Source organism: Streptococcus rupicaprae (assembly GCF_040545225.1).
In the GTDB taxonomy this organism is placed as follows: Bacteria; Bacillota; Bacilli; order Lactobacillales; family Streptococcaceae; genus Streptococcus; species Streptococcus rupicaprae.
Genome location: NZ_JBEPLO010000014.1, coordinates 42203 through 60339, shown reverse-complemented (window position 1 = coordinate 60339; position 18137 = coordinate 42203). Strand labels below are relative to the sequence as shown.

18 protein-coding genes are annotated in these 18137 nt (G+C 43.0%); 16 read left to right on the top strand and 2 right to left on the bottom strand.

Annotated elements, in window-relative coordinates:
• The first annotated feature begins 125 nt into the window (after nt 1-125).
• From ABID29_RS07215 to ABID29_RS07180, 8 genes are read left to right on the top strand one after another with little or no spacing between them, the layout of a single operon-like run.
• Entirely contained in the window at nt 126-434 is a 309-nt protein-coding gene (locus tag ABID29_RS07215; protein ID WP_354365469.1) for a PTS lactose/cellobiose transporter subunit IIA, read from the top strand.
• 11 nt (nt 435-445) lie between these two features.
• Nucleotides 446-751, top strand: a complete 306-nt coding sequence (locus ABID29_RS07210) for a PTS sugar transporter subunit IIB (RefSeq protein ID WP_168549118.1) — start codon at nt 446-448, stop codon at nt 749-751.
• A gap of 15 nt (nt 752-766) precedes the next feature.
• Nucleotides 767-2056, top strand: a complete 1290-nt coding sequence (locus ABID29_RS07205; RefSeq protein WP_354365467.1) for a PTS sugar transporter subunit IIC — start codon at nt 767-769, stop codon at nt 2054-2056.
• Nucleotides 2057-2104: 48 nt separating this feature from the next.
• On the top strand, nt 2105-2284 hold the full coding sequence (locus ABID29_RS07200; RefSeq protein WP_354365465.1) for a DUF5060 domain-containing protein: 180 nt from the start codon (nt 2105-2107) through the stop codon (nt 2282-2284).
• Nucleotides 2199-2417, top strand: a complete 219-nt coding sequence (locus tag ABID29_RS07195) for a DUF5605 domain-containing protein (protein ID WP_354365463.1) — start codon at nt 2199-2201, stop codon at nt 2415-2417. The genes ABID29_RS07200 and ABID29_RS07195 overlap by 86 nt, the downstream gene beginning before the upstream one ends.
• A 33-nt stretch (nt 2418-2450) precedes the next feature.
• Nucleotides 2451-4688 carry a family 78 glycoside hydrolase catalytic domain gene (locus ABID29_RS07190; protein ID WP_354365461.1) on the top strand — a complete coding sequence of 746 codons (2238 nt, stop codon included), beginning with the start codon at nt 2451-2453 and terminating at the stop codon, nt 4686-4688.
• 32 nt (nt 4689-4720) lie between these two features.
• The gene (locus tag ABID29_RS07185; protein WP_354365459.1) at nt 4721-6439 is read left to right on the top strand and encodes a CE1 family esterase; all 1719 of its coding nucleotides are present in this window, start codon (nt 4721-4723) and stop codon (nt 6437-6439) included.
• Nucleotides 6440-6454: 15 nt separating this feature from the next.
• Nucleotides 6455-6964 carry a glycoside hydrolase family 2 TIM barrel-domain containing protein gene (locus ABID29_RS07180; protein WP_354365491.1) on the top strand — a complete coding sequence of 170 codons (510 nt, stop codon included), beginning with the start codon at nt 6455-6457 and terminating at the stop codon, nt 6962-6964.
• A 54-nt stretch (nt 6965-7018) separates the two neighbouring features.
• Here the strand turns inward: ABID29_RS07180 and cysK are convergent, their stop codons facing one another.
• Both cysK and ABID29_RS07170 read right to left on the bottom strand, forming a co-directional pair.
• Nucleotides 7019-7942, bottom strand: coding sequence for a cysteine synthase A (cysK, locus tag ABID29_RS07175; RefSeq protein ID WP_354365457.1), 924 nt, complete (start codon nt 7940-7942; stop codon nt 7019-7021).
• A gap of 91 nt (nt 7943-8033) precedes the next feature.
• Nucleotides 8034-8663 (bottom strand): YigZ family protein, encoded by a 630-nt coding sequence (locus tag ABID29_RS07170; protein ID WP_354365455.1) that lies wholly within the window; start codon nt 8661-8663, stop codon nt 8034-8036.
• A gap of 56 nt (nt 8664-8719) precedes the next feature.
• On the opposite strand from ABID29_RS07170, the gene ABID29_RS07165 reads away from it, so the two are divergent.
• The 8 genes from ABID29_RS07165 to ftsZ all read left to right on the top strand — a co-directional run bounded on the left by ABID29_RS07165 (nt 8720) and on the right by ftsZ (nt 18136).
• On the top strand, nt 8720-10024 hold the full coding sequence (locus ABID29_RS07165) for a DEAD/DEAH box helicase (protein ID WP_354365453.1): 1305 nt from the start codon (nt 8720-8722) through the stop codon (nt 10022-10024).
• Nucleotides 10021-10689, top strand: coding sequence for a ComF family protein (locus ABID29_RS07160; protein WP_354365451.1), 669 nt, complete (start codon nt 10021-10023; stop codon nt 10687-10689). Before ABID29_RS07165 ends, ABID29_RS07160 begins: the two co-directional genes overlap by 4 nt.
• Before the next feature lie 84 nt (nt 10690-10773).
• Nucleotides 10774-11316 carry a ribosome hibernation-promoting factor, HPF/YfiA family gene (gene hpf, locus ABID29_RS07155; protein ID WP_354365449.1) on the top strand — a complete coding sequence of 181 codons (543 nt, stop codon included), beginning with the start codon at nt 10774-10776 and terminating at the stop codon, nt 11314-11316.
• A 284-nt stretch (nt 11317-11600) separates the two neighbouring features.
• Nucleotides 11601-12962, top strand: coding sequence for a UDP-N-acetylmuramoyl-L-alanine--D-glutamate ligase (murD, locus tag ABID29_RS07150; RefSeq protein WP_354365448.1), 1362 nt, complete (start codon nt 11601-11603; stop codon nt 12960-12962).
• Nucleotides 12963-12974: 12 nt separating this feature from the next.
• The gene (locus ABID29_RS07145; protein ID WP_354365447.1) at nt 12975-14069 is read left to right on the top strand and encodes a UDP-N-acetylglucosamine--N-acetylmuramyl-(pentapeptide) pyrophosphoryl-undecaprenol N-acetylglucosamine transferase; all 1095 of its coding nucleotides are present in this window, start codon (nt 12975-12977) and stop codon (nt 14067-14069) included.
• Nucleotides 14062-15207, top strand: coding sequence for a cell division protein FtsQ/DivIB (locus ABID29_RS07140; protein WP_354365445.1), 1146 nt, complete (start codon nt 14062-14064; stop codon nt 15205-15207). The genes ABID29_RS07145 and ABID29_RS07140 overlap by 8 nt, the downstream gene beginning before the upstream one ends.
• Nucleotides 15208-15483: 276 nt before the next feature.
• A complete protein-coding gene (ftsA, locus tag ABID29_RS07135; RefSeq protein ID WP_354365443.1) occupies nt 15484-16842 on the top strand; it encodes a cell division protein FtsA in 1359 nt (452 codons plus the stop codon).
• 25 nt (nt 16843-16867) lie between these two features.
• Complete coding sequence (ftsZ, locus tag ABID29_RS07130) at nt 16868-18136, top strand: cell division protein FtsZ (protein WP_354365441.1); 1269 nt, start codon at nt 16868-16870, stop codon at nt 18134-18136.
• Nucleotide 18137: the final 1 nt, after the last annotated feature.

Below are 18137 nucleotides of genomic sequence, written 5' to 3'. Positions count from 1 at the left end.
TTGCTGGGATTTTTTCTATTATCAAATGAGAGAGTTACCGTTTTCAAAACGGCAGAAGAAGGTGTGGAGTTTATGATCGAGAGCGGGTATGATAGATTTATCAAAACGAAGAGGAAAGGAAGTCTATGGAAAACGAACAAACCCAAGTTATTATGGGACTCATCGTCAATGGTGGTAATGCAAGAAGCCTGGCAATGAAGGCAATCTACGCTGCTAAAAAAGGAGATTTTGAGGAAGCGCAAGCGCATTTGGCTGAATGCAATGACTCTCTGGTCCAAGCCCATCACGCTCAGACCGAGCTTCTCACCAAGGAAGCCTCAGGCGAAAAAACAGAAGTCTCTCTCTTGATGGTACATGCCCAGGACCATCTCATGAACGCCATTACCGTCAAGGATATGGCCACTGAAATTGTTGATTTATATAAAAATAAATAAAGGAGAATATTATGGTAAACATTACCTTGGTGTGTGCTGGCGGTTTTTCTACTTCAATGCTTGTTACTAAGATGAAGGAGGCAGCAACTGCCAAAGGAATTGAAGCTAATATCATAGCTATGGCTGAGTCTGCATTTGAGAAGTATAAAGGGCAGACAGATGTTCTTCTTTTAGGGCCTCAAATCAGCTTTTTGGAAGAAGAATTTAAAACAAAATATGCTGGTACTGATATGAAAATTAATGTAATTAGTCTGGCAGATTATGGGATGATGAATGGGGCGAATGTTCTTGAGACTGCATTAGCTTCGTTAATGTAAAAAGGAGTTTTTAAAATGAGTGAGAATAACCAATCATTTATATCTAGCTTGCAATTAAGAATGGGAAAATTTGCAACAGCTATGAATCGTAACATGTATGTTACTGCTATCCGTGATGCTATGCTAGCTTATGTGCCTTTCACCTTTATAGCATCGGTCTTCTTGATTTTTGCAGCCTTTCCTGTTGAAGGATTCAATAATTTTATTACAAATCTAATTGGTGTTGAAACAGCTGTTTGGCAAGGGAAACTACTTATCGTTTATAATGCTAGTTTGGCCATTGGTGGTCTTCTGGTTGCTATTACTACCGCTTATTCGATTTCAGACAAAATGAACTTAAATAAACTTCAGGTCGTCCTGACAGCCTTGGTTTCATTTTTGATTATGACACCTACTATTTTTTTGGAAGATAGTGGTTTTGTACTTAAATTAGCATCTGTTAGTGCAGAATCAATGTTTGTTGGTATGCTAGTTTCTATTTTTACAGCAGTCATCTATAGAGCTATTGATCGAAAAGGCATTAAAATTAAGATGCCAGCTTCAGTTCCGCCAGCTGTTTCTGCCCCATTTGAATCAATGATTCCAAGTTTTCTTGTTGTAATCGTTTTCTGGATAATCCGTCTACTAGTGGATCTTACTGGTATGACTGCTGTCACACTTATTAATAGTACATTAGGATTACCTCTAACCATTCTTGGTGGATCGATTTTTGGTTCGATTCTTGTTAAGTTATTTGAAAATATTCTATGGTTCTTCGGTTTACATGGAGGCTCCATTGTACAAGGGATTATGACACCAGTTTGGCAAATGCTTGAAGAGCAAAATCGAGTAGCCACATTAGCCGGACAAGTAGCACCTAACATTATTTCGAATTCCTTCTTTACCCATTTCATGAGTATCGGGCTTCAGGGGGCGGTGCTTGCAGCTCTTATATTCGCAAAAAGTAAGCAGTATAAGCAAGTCAGTCGTATTTCAGTTGCACCATATGTCTTTAATGTTGGTGAACCAGCCCTCTTTGGATTCCCCATCATGCTTAATTTTTCGTTGATTATTCCAGCGTTCTTATCCTCGGTCGTATCGGGAGTTATTGCCTATGTAGCTATGGCTTTGAATTTAGTTCCTGTACCAACAGGATTGGTTCAGCTACCGTGGACAACACCTGTTATTTTGAGTGGCTTTTTGGTAACCAATAGTTGGAGGGGAGCAGTATTGCAAATGATTCAGTTAGTGGTAGTAACTCTCTTCTATCTTCCTTTTATTAAAACAGTTGATAACAAACTCTACCAACAAGAACGTTCAGAATAGATGAGTTCGTTGCCTTTTTGAGGCAACGAATTTTTAAAGGAGACTAGAGTGAGGCAGTATGAAATTTTAGAATTACAGTTCACAGGAGAGGAACCAAGTTCTTCTAAAGTTGATGTAGACGTAAGTGTCGAAGTAATTTGTAATGGTAAGAAAAAAATTGTTAATGGCTTTTATGCAGGTAATGGTGTATATAAGGTACCTTTTACTGCCAGAAGAAGGAAAATATAGACTTGAAATCATAGACATTTGGGAAATGACGAGAGAATGTGTCCGAGAGAGAGTTACTGGTTATATTCATCTCTCATTGCCAAGTAAAGAAGGTATAGCTGTTCTAGCAACGAAGTTGTCAGAAGCTGATTAGATTAGTGAAAATATTTTTGAATTTGAGGTGGATATGACAAAAAAATATAATCAAAAAGAACATTTTCTAGAGGCTAAATGGATTACCCGAAAAGATAATCCTATTGAGAAGGAATTTTCATTCTTTAAAGACAAGCCTAATATGACTTTTTCTAAAAACTTTATTTGGGACGGAGAAAGTAAAGCTAGTTTAGCAGTTTGTGGTCTAGGTTATTATACTGCTTATTTAAATGGACAGAGACTTGGAGATGCATTTTTAAATAGCGATGTTACAAACTACGATAAAGTAGTATATTATGATACTTATGATATTAGTCCTTATTTGAAAAGAGGGACTAATAAAATAATTATTGAACTAGCTAATGGCTGGTATAATCCGGCACCCCTTCACATTCTTGGAAAATATAATATTCGTAAACAATTAGCTGTTGGAAAACCTTGTTTAATCTGTGATATACAATTAGGTGACGGCCATATTTATTCTGACTCTACTTGGGAGTCTGGTTTTGGAAATTTATTGCAAAATGATATCTATATTGGTGAAGTTTTTACAGATGAGAATTGGTATGTAGATTCTAGTGTTCAGACGGTCACTATTTCTGGTCCGGCTGGTCAACTGGTTCCCAGTTTTATCCCTAAAGTAAAGAGACATGACGTAATAAGACCAGTAAAGATCGAGAGGTTGGGTGAAAATTGGCTTGTAGATTTTGGTCAGATTCTTAGTGGTCAGATTGCTTTTGGAGTGGAACCAGATTATATTGGAACTATCTTACTTCAATATGCTGAAGAAAGGTTAACTGATGGGGAGGAGTTAGATTTCACTTCAACTATAAGTGGGCGGTATGGCCTGAGAGATGATAGTAAAGATATAGAGCCAGACAAAACGATTATCCAAGAGGATAAAATCATCAAAACAAAAAATGTTGCTCTTGATTATAGTAATCAATACACTTACCATTCATTTCGCTATGTCATGGTAAAGACGGGAAGTGAGACTTTTCCTCTTTGTGATTTAACGGCCTATAGAGTTCACACAGCTGTTAAAAATATCAGTGAATTTGAATGTTCGTCTGAGATCTTAAATCAATTATGGATTGCAGGGAGAAATACTAGGCTTCATAATATTCACTCATACTTCGAGGATTGCTCTAGAGAACGACTGGGATATGGTGGTGATATAGTTGCCTTATTAAAGGCTCATCTTGCCACTATAGATGGGAAGGAGATGTTTAAAAAAGTTTTCATTGACTTCGTAAATGAGCAAAGACTTGATGGAGGTATCACACAAACAGCTCCTTATGTTGGAATCATGACTAATGGGACTTCAAACGGAGCAGGATCTCTCGGCTGGCAATTGGTTTTACCCACCTTAGCACAAATTATTTTTGAAGAATACGGTGAAGAAAACTTTATTGAACAGTATCAAGAAGCCTTAAAAAAACACCTGAATCACCTTATGTCTTTTGATTACGATTATGTCAAGATGTGTTGTCTAGGAGACTGGGGGTCTATTGATGAAACAGCTTATGGATTTTTTATTAAATCACCTGACCAAGAATTTTGTTCTGCTGTCATGTATCTCTTGAACTTACAGACTTATCAAAAGTTGAGTCGGTATTTATCGGACTTGAAACCTTACCAAGAAGAACTTGGAAAAGTTATCGAAACTGTTAAACAGTCCATCAAAAATGAGTTTTACGATGATGTTCAGCAACGATTCGCTTCTGGAAGTGCCTCTAGTATCATTTTTGCGCTGAGAACGGGCTTAGTTGATGATGAAGTTATCTGGTATGATAAATTGGTAGTAGCCATCAGGTCGCGAGATGGTATTTTCCCGTTTGGTATCTTTGGCATGTCTTGGGCTTATGAGGAATTTGCAAAACGTGGAGACAATCAGTTGATTTTTGATTGGTTGACTCGTCAAGCTACACCAAGTTACATGGATATGATAAGGTCTGGAAATCAAACCTTGTCTGAACATTTCTCAGGAGGAGAAACGTTCACAGGCTCAAAAAACCATGCCATGTTTTCATCATACTCTAGCTGGCTTATTCGAGAAGTTTTGGGGATAAAGGTTTCTGGTGGAAGGATAGAAATAGCACCTGCGTCGAATTTACCTTTAGAGTGGGTGAAGGGGGCCTACCAACTTCCTGAGGGGAGAGTGCAGCTGGAATGGACGCAGAAGGATTTGTCGATATATTATTCTAAGGCTTTAAAGGATAGAATATCTATTGAAACGGATTTGAATATTATTGTTAACCTACTGGATTAGGATTTCTAACACATATTTGAGGAGGAAAGGAAATGAAGAAAAAAATCTTTTTGATACTCATTAGTATAATTTTATTAACTGCTTGTCAGACACAGACTTCAGATAAGCAAAGTACAGTGGACAAAGAATCTGCGGTGTCTTTGGTTAGCAAGCAAGACTCTAATAATCCCGAGTTTAAGTACTATCACTTTAATGCTGAAGAGGCTGGTTATAGAAGTGATCGGTCAAATGTTTTGACGCCAACCTTTTATATATATGCTGGGCCAAAGACAGTAGACGAAGCTAATGCCTTAGTGACTGAATTTGAAATGTCGGATGTTGTTGAAGAATGGGCTTCTAATGTTTATGTCATCCCACCTATAAATGGTAGCACCTACTCAAATGATGATATGGTAGCCTTTATTGATCTAATTTCTCAAACTCCTGTTGCTAATATAAAATTGATTGGGATTGATGAAGGTGCAACGTTTGTCAATAATAAACTTGCGCCTAAATATGGTTACCTTATAGCTGGTATCTTAACGATTAATGGTAAAGTTGATGAAGGGGTAAATCTCGGAGAACAAGTACCGACTTACATTGTAAATTCAGACGAAACAGTCTATTTATTGTATGGTCAGGATGATAAGAAAGTCAGTGATACTTATCAAGATCAATCGAATCCATTGCAAAAAGTAGTAGTGTCCAATTTAGAAAATGAACTTGCCAAAATATTTGAAGATGCTTGGTCAAAGGTCTTGTCGCAGAATTACCGAATGCATAATGACATAACAGAATTTTATAATGCTAATGTTAAAGAGGTTACATCAGGATATGGTCTAGAACCAGTTATTGATTTTGAGAAATTAGGCATTATATATAACCAAAATGAAGAAGTTCCCCTTAACGGTGAAGGTTCGTATACTTGGTATGAGTATGTTCCGAAAACAATCAAAGAAGCGTCTAAGGGCACGGTCCCTTTGATTATTACATTGCATGGATTTGCTAATGACCCACGTCTTCAAGGAGATACCAGCGGTTGGGTTGAAGTAGCAGCGAAAGAGGACATTGTTGTTGTGTCTCCAGAGTGGCAGGAGAAGGAATTAAACTTTGCCAAGGTAGATGGACTAGGTGAAGAGGGAGTATTGGAGCTGATTGACTATCTCAAGGAAACTTATCCACAAATTGATACAAGTCGTATTTATTTGACCGGCTTATCAGCAGGTGGTTCAAAGACGGCTCTTTGGGCTGCTAAGCATTCAGATGTATTTGCTGCTGGAGCTTCAGTTTCTGCTCCAGGAATTGACAAGGAGGAATTAACGCAGTTAGCAAGAGACTATAACGGGAACAAAATTCCTTACCTCTATGTTGTTGGAGATCATGATTTCTTCCAAATGGTGCCAGTAGATGGGAGTAGTCCGTTTGGTATGCCAAATATTTTCTTTGATGATCCCAATGTTTCAATGTTTGAGTTCATCCAAGCCTATCAGAGAATGAATGGTTTGCCGGTATCATCTAAGCCAGATTTAAATTTAAATCCGTATTTTGGAGTTGCTTTATCTAACCAAGTAGAAGGAATTCTCGGAGATAAGGAAATTCTCTCAGGTTCTATGGTAGATGTAGATAATGAGAATCAAGAACTTATTCGATTGGTTACGATAAAAAATTTAGCTCATTGGAATTATAGACCAGAAGCTGCCTATATCTGGAATTTCTTTAAACAATATGAGAGAGATAGCGAAACAGGGCAACTGCTTTTTACTCAGCCATAGCGCTCTTGCTAATAAATAATTGGCTCATATGATAATCAAAGAAAACTAGACTTTGAAAAACGGCCGATAGTAGTTCCTAACATCGTCAACGCTACCCCAGAATTAGATAAGATTACAGAAATGTGCGATATTATCTGTTTAAATCGCTATTATGGGTGGTACATTGACCACGGTTATTTAGATGCAGCTATTCCGAAATTATGTGCTGAAATTGAGCGTTGGCATGAAAAATACCCAGATAAACCTATAATGTTTTCTGAATTTGGGGTTGACACGGTTTCTGGAATGCACTCCTTATACAAAAATCCCTATTCAGAAGAATTTCAAGCACAATTTTATCGAGAACATTTTGCTGTCTTGGATCGATATGAATACATTATTGGAGAGCATTTATGGAATTTTGCAGACTTTGCAACGGGAAATAATATTCGTCGCATAGATGGCAACCTAAAAGGCATCTTTACGAGGGATAGGCGTCCTAAGTCTGTCGCTTTTGAGATTCAAAAAAGATGGCTTGAAAAATAAAAACATCCCCTCACACCATTTCAAAGTGTGGGGGATTTTGCTCTAGTAGGGAAATTACTCAAAATCGTAGAGGACGGTTGAGAGGTAGCGTTCGCCGTTATCTGGTGCGATGGCTAAGACTTTTTTGCCAGTGCCCAGTTTTTTGGCAACTTCAATGGCTGCATAGATAGCAGCGGAAGCTGAAATTCCTAAGAGGAAACCTTCTTGGCCACCGATAGCTCGACCTGTAGCGATGGCGTTGTCAGAGCTGACGCGGACAATGCCGTCATAGGCTTGGGTGTCAAGGGTATCTGGAATGAATCCTGCAGAGATGCCTTGAATCTTGTGAGGTCCAGGCTTTTCACCAGATAGGACAGCTGATTCGTCTGCTTCGACAGCATAGATTTGCACGTCAGGATTAGCTTCTTTGAGGACGTGAGATACGCCAGAAATGGTTCCACCAGTTCCGACACCTGAGACGAAGGCATCCAGTCCCTTTGGTCCAAAGGCCTCAAGGATTTCGGGACCGGTAGTGGCTTCGTGAACGGCCGGGTTGGCTTGGTTGATAAATTGCTGAGGCACGAAACCGTCTCTTTCATCAGCAATTTCTTGTGCCTTAGCAATGGCGCCTTTCATTCCTTCTGCACCTGGCGTCAAGATGAGTTCAGCGCCGTAGGCTTGGATGATTTTGCGACGTTCGATAGACATGGTGTCTGGCATGACGATGATCACCTTGTAACCGAGAGCAGCACCTACCCAAGCAAGACCTATTCCAGTGTTACCGGATGTTGGCTCAACGATAGTGTCCCCAGGTTTTAGAACGCCACGTTCTTCGGCATCCTTGATCATGTTGAGAGCGATACGGTCTTTGACAGAAGAGCCGGGGTTAAAGGCTTCTAACTTCACGTAAACATCAGCCGCACCTTCAGGAACGATGCGGTTGAGTTTTACAATCGGGGTTTTGCCGACAAGTTCGGTGATATTTTGATAAAGTGTCATAAGCTTTCCTTTCTGAATACCTAGTATCTCCAGTATAAGAAGTCTAGCAGACTTTGTAAAATATAAAAAAGCTATCGTTGGGATAGCTTTTTTAAATCAGAGGCACCTCGATTTCTCGGATATCGGAAATCTCTAGTTGAGCCTTGCCTTGAAAGAACTCAATCAGCTGAGCCATGGTATCCTGTGTCTTTTCCTTATCCACAAAGATTTCGGTCGTTACTTGAGTGGTAAATTGAGGATCAATTTCATAGAGTTGGTTCTGCTTTAGAAAATTGGTAAAGTCTTGGTATTGGGGGTAACTTAAGACTAACCGAATCCCCTGTTGCTCTTTGATTTGGACACGACCGATCTCTTGAACAGCCTTGGATACACTGCCTGCGTAAGCTCTGATCAGCCCACCGGCTCCCAGTTTGATGCCACCAAAATAGCGGGTGACAACGGCGACAACATTTGTGAGTTCAAGCGCCTCTAAAACGCCAAGCATGGGGACGCCTGCTGTTCCTGAGGGTTCGCCATCATCGCTGCTACGCTTGATTTGGCTGTTTTCTCCCAGGATAAAGGCAGAGCAGTTGTGGTTGGCCTTGTAGTGCTCTTTTTTGATGTGCTGGATAAAAGCACGGGCTTCTTCTTCTGTCTCCACCCGTTTGAGGTAGCAGATAAAGCGGGATTTTTTGATTTCTTCTTCGACGGAGCCGTCCTGTGTGATAGTCTTGTATTCCATAAGGTCATTGTACCAAGAAATGCTCCTTTTTTCAAAAAAAGAACGAATGAAAGAGTATGGAGAATTTAGATGATTACCGTGGGCGCCTTTTTGTAGAAGGACAGTTGCCAGAAAGTTTTGCCGCTTATGCAGAAACTTTGCCAGCTGTCAGAGAGGAAAAAGGACGCCAGTTTTGTGGCCGATGTGGCTCAGAAATGGACACAGTCAAGTGTCTCTTGCCAATCGGAGCAACTTATTGTCGAGAGTGCTTGCTGCTGGGAAGGGTAAGAAGTGATCAACCCCTCTACCACATCCCGCAGACTCCCTTTGAACCTAAGGATTACCTGCTTTGGAAAGGCCAACTGACGGCTTGGCAGGAGAGGATTTCAAAAGGCTTATTAGAAGCTGTAGCTGGCGGACAAAGCGCTCTCGTTCATGCAGTGACAGGGGCCGGAAAGACCGAGATGATTTATCAAGTGGTTGCTGAAACGTTAGCTAAAGGACAGGCTGTCTGTATTGCGACACCACGGATTGACGTTTGCATTGAGCTTCATCGCCGATTGAGTCAAGATTTTTCCTGCCCGATTGCTCTCTTACATGGAGAGGGAGATCCCTATTTTAGGACGCCTTTAGTGATCGCCACGACGCATCAGCTTTTGAAGTTTTACCAGGCCTTTGACCTTTTGATTATCGATGAGGTGGATGCTTTTCCTTTTGTGGATAACCCTGTCCTATACCATGCGGTCAACCAATCTCTGACCTCAGAGGGACGAAAGTTGGTTCTGACGGCTACATCGACGGATGAGCTAGATAGGCAGGTCCAAAAAGGAGAACTGGTTCGCTTGCGCCTGCCGAGACGGTTCCATGAAAATCCCTTAGTGGTTCCTCAAAAAGTCTGGCTTTCAGGCTTCGAGAAGGCTATTAATCAGAGGAAGTTGCCCACAAAGTTTTTGAAAGATATTCGAACTCAACGACAGACTGGTTTTCCGCTCCTTATTTTTGCACCAGAGATTGCGCTTGGAGAGGCTTTGGCCAAATGTCTAGAAACCTATTTTCCAAATGAGCGCATTGGTTTTGTGTCCAGTCAGACCGCTGAGCGTTTGGAGGTGGTGACGGCCTTTCGTGAGCGTGAGGTAAGCATTTTAGTATCGACAACCATTTTGGAGCGGGGAGTGACCTTTCCTTGTGTGGATGTTTTTGTGGTGGAGGCTAACCACCGCTTGTATAGCAAGTCTAGTCTGGTCCAGATTGGTGGGCGCGTGGGACGCAGTTTGGAGAGGCCGACAGGCTTGCTCTATTTCTACCAAGATGGGACCAATCGGGCCATTGAAAAGGCCATTGCAGAGATTAAATTGATGAACAAGGAGAGTGGGCTAGGATGATGTGTTTATTGTGCCAGCAAACCTTAAAGCAAAAATGGTCCTTCGGAGCGATCCTAGGCTTGAGTGACCTACAAGTCGGCCTGTGCCAGACCTGCCAAGAAGCATTTATGCCGATAGGAGAAGTTCATTGTCCCAGTTGCTACAAACCAAGTTCAACGGGTGAGGTTTGCCAAGATTGTTGCTATTGGAAAGAGCAGGGCAAGGCAGTTCAGCATATTAGTCTTTACGCTTATAATGAGGCCATGAAGGATTTTTTCAGCCGTTTTAAATTTAGCGGTGATTACGCCTTGAGGGACGTTTTTGCAGCAGATCTTCGACAGGCCTTAAAACCCTACCAGAAGACTCATCGCTTCGTGCCAGTTCCTTTAAGCCAAGTTTCCTATCAGGAAAGAGGCTTCAATCAGGTCACAGCTCTGCTGGAAGCGGCCAATTTAAAGTATGAAGATGTTTTTGAAAAAAAGCATACGGACAAGCAGTCCAGTAAGACACGGGAGCAACGCTTGGCAGCAGATCAAGTCTTCACAATGGCCAAAAAAATTTCAGCAGATAAGCCGGTTTTAGTGATTGATGACATCTACACAACAGGGGCCACCCTACAATTACTGCGAGACCTGTTGAGTCAAAATGGGATTGAAGACGTCCTTACCTTCTCCTTGGCTAGGTGAGGAAAATCGTTGCAAAAAAATCATGAAAGCGGTATAATAAGGTTATAAAGAAAGGCGGAAAACGCTTAGAAAAGAGGAACCTATATGATTAAGTACAACATCCGTGGCGAGAACATTGAAGTCACCGAAGCAATTCGTGATTATGTTGAACTCAAGGTCAGCAAGATTGAAAAATATTTTTCAGAAGACATTGACTTGACCGCAAAGGTTAACCTGAAAGTATACCGGGAAAAGACTGCAAAGGTTGAAGTGACTATCCCGCTTGGCAATGTGACCCTTAGAGCAGAAGATGTGTCCCAAGACATGTACGGCTCTATTGACTTGGTCGTTGACAAAATTGAGCGTCAGATCCGCAAGAATAAGACCAAGATTGAAAAACGCCATCGTGAGAAAGTTTCAACTGGTCAGCTCTTCACGGAAGCGCTGGTTGAGGAAGAATCAACGGATTCACAAGTGGTCCGTACCAAGCAAGTTGACTTGAAGCCGATGACGCTTGACGAAGCCCTCCTTCAAATGGAGTTGGTAGGACACGATTTCTTCATCTACACGGATGTGGAAACGAATGGTACTCATGTGATTTACAAGCGTGAAGACGGAGATATCGGTCTTTTGGAAGCTAAGGTTTAAGTAATCCGATACATCATAATTGAATAAAAAGGTTCCCCCGTCTTGGCTTATAAGATGGGGGAGTTTTTGACTTGGCAACAGGTGTAGAACTATTAGTAAGGCTGGATAGCAGAGGTTCTGATAAATGAGAGACTAATCATTTATAAATCAGAGTAGTAGTCGTTTTCTCTTGAAGTAGGTTTTGGTCAAGACATTGCCTTTCTTGGGCTTTGCTTCGTCTTTCCTTGAAAATATTTCTTTTTCACGGTAAAATAGTAAAAAACATGAAGAGAAATTGAGTAGAGATGAAACATATCACACGTTTTGAAAATCAAAAAGTTTTGGTTATTGGCTTGGCCAAGTCAGGAGAATCTGCGGCGCGTCTTCTGGCAAAGTTGGGCGCTATTGTGACTGTCAATGATGGCAAGCTCTTTGAGGAAAATCGTGCCGCCCAAGCCCTTTTAGAAGAGGGAATCAAGGTCATCTGTGGTGGTCACCCCTTGGAACTTTTAGAAGAAGAGTTTGCTTATGTCATCAAGAACCCAGGGATTCCTTATACAAATCCCATGGTGGCAAAGGCGCTTGACAAGGGGATTCCTGTCTTGACGGAGGTGGAATTGGCCTACCTAATCTCGGAGGCACCGATTGTTGGGATTACAGGGTCAAATGGCAAAACAACGACGACCACCATGATTGCGGAAGTTTTGAATGCTGGCGGGCAGGCAGCTCTTCTCTGCGGCAATATTGGTTTTCCGGCTTCTAGTGTTGCTCAGGAAGCGACGGCTGAGGATGTCTTGGTCATGGAATTGTCCAGTTTCCAGCTGATGGGGGTCGAGCAGTTTAGGCCAAATATTGCGGTGGTGACCAATCTGATTCCTAGCCATTTAGATTATCATGGTGATTTTGATGCCTATGTGGCAGCCAAATGGCAGATCCAGGAGCAGATGACGACTGAGGATACCTTGATCCTCAACATGACTCAGGAAATCGCCCGAGACCTAGCGGCTAAGACTAAGGCAAGTCTAGTTCCCTTCTCCAGTCAAGAGAAGGTGGATGGGGCCTATCTGAAGGATGGCGTGCTCTACTTTAAGGACGAAGCGATTATGTCAGCGGATGATTTGGGTGTCCCTGGCTTGCACAATGTGGAAAATGCCCTGGCGACCATAGCGGTTGCCAAGACCATGGGAGTTGCTAATCAAGCGATCGTAGAGACGTTGAGTCATTTTGGTGGGGTTAAACATCGCCTTCAGTATGTCGGTGAAATCAACCAAGTCGCCTTTTACAATGACAGCAAGTCAACCAATAGTTTAGCCACTCAAAAGGCTTTGTCAGGCTTTGATCCAGCTAAAGTCCTTCTGATTGCTGGCGGTCTGGATCGAGGCAATGAGTTCGACGATCTGGTTCCTGATTTAAAGGGTTTGAAGCAAATGATGATACTGGGAGAATCCACACCGCGCATGGTGAGGGCAGCTAAGTCCGCGGGAGTTCCTTACGTCTTGGCAGAAGATGTTGCAGATGCGACCAAGAAGGCCTTTGAACTAGCCAGTCCAGGCGAGGTTGTCCTCCTCAGTCCGGCCAATGCTAGTTGGGATATGTATGCCAACTTCGAAGTGAGGGGAGACAGTTTCCTAGCAACTTACGAGGCGCTAAAGGCTGAAAAGCAATAAGAAAGTGATAAGATGAAAAAGATTGTATTGACTGGCGGTGGGACGGTAGGCCATGTCACCTTGAACCTTCTCCTCATTCCACGATTGATTGAAGAGGGATGGGAAGTTCATTACATCGGGGATAAGGTTGGTATCGAGTACCGTCAAATCCAGGCGCTAAATCTCCCCGTTACCTTCCATGGGATTTCAACAGGAAAACTGCGTCGCTACTTTAGCTGGCAAAATTTAAAAGATGTCTTCAAAGTGGCTTGGGGAACCCTGCAGTCTCTTTTCCTCATGCTTAAGATCCGACCACAAGCCCTTTTCTCAAAAGGGGGCTTTGTGTCTGTGCCGCCAGTAGTCGCGGCCAAGTTGTCAGGAGTCCCTGTTTTCATTCACGAATCGGACCTGTCCATGGGCTTGGCCAATAAAATTGCCTACCGTTTTGCGACTACCATGTACACGACCTTTGAACAGACGACAGGGGCAAGTAAGACCAAGCATGTTGGAGCGGTGACTAAGATTAAGGCAGAAGCAACCAATCAAGTGCTACCAAATGCTTTGACGGCGGTGGCAGAGCAGATGAATCCTCAGCGACCCACCCTATTATTTGTTGGCGGGTCTGCGGGTGCTAGAATCTTTAACGCGTTTGTAACAGAGCACCGTGCCCAGCTTTTGAGCCACTACAATGTGATTAACTTGACTGGAGATCCCGAGCTGAATGAGTTATCACCAGGCCTCTACCGTGTGGATTATGTCACGGACCTTTACCAGGCCTTGTTGCAATTGGCAGATGTTGTTATCACCAGAGGCGGGGCTAATACCATCTTTGAATTGCTGGCCCTCCAAAAGCGTCACGTGATTGTTCCGCTAGGTAAGAAGGCCAGCCGTGGCGATCAGCTGGAGAATGCAGCCTACTTTGAGTCCAAGGGTTATGCTCCGAACCTGAGCGAGGATGATTTGACTTTTGAGCACTTAAAAGAGAAAATCGATCTGCTCTTGTCACAGGGCCAGGCTTATCAGAAAAGGATGGCTCAGGCCCAGGATTTGAAATCTTTGGAAAGTTTTTATAACCTTTTGATGGCAGATATTGCCCAACACACAAAGAGAGAAGAAAAGCATGTCTGAAAAAGAATACCCACAAGAAGGGATTGAGCAGGAAATACAGGAAATTTCTGATCAGGAAACCATTGATTTAGATGAATGGCAGGTCAAAAACCAAGCCTATTTGGAAAAACGGGCGCGTGAAAAGGAGCTGGCCAAAGAGGCAGAGATAGAAAAAAAAGAAACACCAGATGAGACATCTAGCGAGGAAACGTCTGAAGAACCATCATCCGAAGCGGAGGCTCTCTTGGAAGAGGAAGTTGACTCAGACACTTCGGAGCAAGAGGTTTCTGACGGAGAATTGACAGGCGAGACATTAGAACCTTCTGTCCAAGGACAGGAAGACGAAGAGCTTGCAGAAGAGGCGGAGGAGCTCTCTGATGAGGATTCGCAAGACCTATTGTTGGTAGAAGAAGCTGAGCCAATTGTTGGTCCTCTAAAGCTCAAAAAGCGTCGCCCCAAAAATCCTAAGAAGAGAGCCTTTATCTACAAGACGGTTTTCTTTGGGACCTTCTTGTTCCTTATGCTAATCGGATGCCTCTATCTTGTCTCTCCCTTGTCCAAACTCAAGCAGTTTGAGGTGTCAGGACTAACCAATACGACCAAGGAACAGGTTTTGTTAGCGACCAACTTAACAGAATCCGACTATACGGCAGGAGTACTGCTCAACAAACAAAAGATAGAAGAAACGGTTGAAAATCAGCTGGTTTGGGTGGATAAGGCGCGGTTGACCTACCAGTTTCCAACGACCTTTAAAATTGATGTCAAGGAAAAATATATCGTGGGCTATGTCAAAGACGGGGCCTCCTACTATCCCGTTTTATCTAGTGGGGAGACCATTGATGCAGCTGTTACTGAGGAGGGATTGCCAGGAAATTATTTATTATTTCGAGTAACCGATTTAGACTTAATCAAGAATTTTGTGGTGGATTTGGCGGAGTCGGATTTGTTAAGTATCACTCAGCATATCCAAACGGTTGATGTTTCCCCGACTCAAGCGACTAATGACCTGCTGACCCTGAACATGGTAGAAGGGCACACGGTACTCGTTCCTTTATCGGAACTGGGGAAAAAACTAGCCTTTTATGAAGCTGTTAGCCGAGATTTGATGATCCCTAGTTATATTGATATGGAAGCAGGTATTTACACCTACGCCAAATAGAATCGTAGATCGAAAAGCAATTTTGAGAGAATCGAGATTGCTTTTACTTACTTTTGGCAGATTTCTCATGGATGAGAGATAAGAATGGCTGATTAAGGAATAATAGCTGTTCAACCCAAAAAAATCGATTGAAAAGAAGAAAAACATTAGTTTTTTAAAGCATTTATGGTATAATAAAACTTGGATAGTTCTATTCTGATTGAATATTACCCAAAATATAGAAAAATACAGAGTTAAAAACCTAGATGGAAATCTAGGGCAGAGAGGATTGATGGAATGGTTAGAGGTGGCTTCTTTACAGGTTTGGATATCGGGTCAAGCTCTATCAAGGTATTGGTAGCAGAGTTTGTCAACGGTGAAATGAATATCATCGGTGTTAGTAATGCCAAGAGTGCTGGCGTGAAAGATGGTATTATCATCAACATTGAAGTTGCAGCAACTGCGATTCGTAAGGCAATAAAAGAGGCTGAGGAAAAAGCAGGGATTGCTATCGATAAGGTCAGCGTAGGTTTGCCGGCAAATCTCTTGCAGTTTGAGCCAACTCAAGGCATGATTCCGGTGACCAGTAATTCACAGGAAATCACTGACAAGGATGTTGAAAATGTGATCAAATCATCCTTGACCAAGAACATGACACCAGAGCGTGAGATTGTTGCCTTTGTACCAGAGGAATTTATCGTGGATTCCTTTGCAGGGATCAAGGACCCGCGTGGCATGATGGGGATTCGTCTCGAAGTGAGAGGATTGCTCTACACAGGACCAAAAACGATTCTTCACAACCTTAGAAAAACAGTAGCACAAGCGGGTGTGGCGGTTGAGAATGTGGTGATTAGTCCTTTGGCACTCAGTCAGTCGGTTCTCAATGAAGGAGAGCGCGAGTTTGGAGCCAGCATCATTGATTTGGGTGGTGGTCAGACAACAGTTGCCTGTGTGGGTGGCCAAAAGTTACAGTACACCAATGTCTACCAAGAAGGTGGGGATTATGTGACCAAGGACATTTCAAAAGTTTTGACAACCTCTCAATCAATTGCAGAAAACCTTAAGTTTACCTACGGTGTTGCTTATCCAGCTTTAGCAAGCAACAAGGAAACTTTCCAGGTTGAGGTGATTGGTGAGAGCACGCCAAAAGAAATCACAGAAGCCTACTTATCTGAGATTATTGCGGCACGCTTGCAACATATCTTTGACCGGGTGAAGCAGGATTTGGACAGAACGCGTCATTTGGACTTGCCAGGTGGTCTAGTGCTGATTGGCGGTGGGGCGACCCTGCCAGGGATCGTGGAGCTGGCTCAAGATGTATTTGCTCGCCCAGTTAAGCTCTATGTGCCAAATCAGATCGGAATTCGTAACCCGGCCTTTGCCCATGTCATCAGCCTAGTGGAGTATGCGGGTCAAATGGATGAGATTGAGCAGATTGCTCAAACGGCGGTCAACGGGGAGGAGTTGTTGCGTTCTAAGCCAATTGATATTCCGAACTATGGAAAAACAGCCCAGCCATTGCCGACCTATACAACGGAAGTGGATGAGCCTCTTGTGACCAACGATGTTCCAGATTATGGCCTTCCAGCTGAAGGTGGCAATCGTTCTAAATTAGGAGATCGTGTCCGTGGTCTCTTTGGCAGTATGTTTGAATAATAGATAAAAGAAAAGGTGAACAGTTATGACATTTTCATTTGAAGCAGCTTATGCCCAAGGCGCTGTCATCAAGGTTATCGGTGTTGGTGGCGGTGGTGGTAATGCGATTAACCGCATGATCACTGAGGGTGTTGCTGGTGTAGAATTTATTGCAGCCAATACAGATGTACAGGCTCTCAGCACGTCAAAAGCAGAGACTGTTATCCAGTTGGGCCCTAAATTGACGCGCGGTCTCGGTGCCGGAGGTCAGCCTGACGTTGGCCGTAAAGCAGCGGAAGAGAGCGAAGAAGTCATCAGAGAAGCTTTATCAGGCGCTGACATGGTCTTCATCACGGCAGGTATGGGTGGCGGCTCAGGAACAGGTGCTGCGCCAGTTATTGCCCGTATTGCCAAGGAATTAGGAGCTCTTACAGTTGCTGTTGTTACACGTCCCTTCGGTTTTGAAGGTGGGAAACGTGGCAACTTCGCCATCGAAGGGATCAACGAATTGCGTAATAACGTTGACACGCTTCTCATTATTTCAAATAACAACCTCTTGGAAATTGTTGACAAGAAGACTCCGCTTCTACAAGCCTTGAGCGAAGCTGATAATGTTCTTCGCCAAGGTGTTCAAGGGATTTCAGACTTGATTACTAATCCAGGTCTCATCAACCTTGACTTTGCGGATGTGAAGACAGTAATGGAAAACAAAGGGAACGCTCTGATGGGTATCGGTATCGGTACTGGAGATGAGCGTGTTCAGGAAGCTGCGCGTAAGGCCATTTACTCACCGCTTCTTGAAACGACTATCGATGGTGCAGAAGATGTCATCGTCAACGTTACTGGTGGTCTTGATATGAGTCTGATTGAGGCTGAAGAAGCGTCTGAAATCGTTCATCAAGCAGCAGGTAAAGGTGTTAACATCTGGTTGGGAACATCGATCGATGAGAGCATGAAGGATGAAATCCGTGTGACTGTTGTCGCAACAGGTGTCCGTCAGGATCGTGCAACTGCTGTAACTGGCTTTGGACAAAGTGAGGCTTCAGCTAGCCGTCCAGCACCTAATGCTTATGACCGTAATTTTGATATGGTAGAACGTTTTGCACCGAATGCTACGTCTGCCCCTCAAACAGAAGCAACAAGTCGCCCTGAAGCGCCAAGGGGAGCCAGCTTTGGCGATTGGGATTTGCGCCGTAGCAATATTGTTCGTCCAGTGAATGAATCGTCAGGTGTTTCTGTAGAGAAGTTTGCACCAGCAGACGACTTTGCTGATGATGAAGAACTTGACACACCACCATTCTTCCGTAACCGCTAGT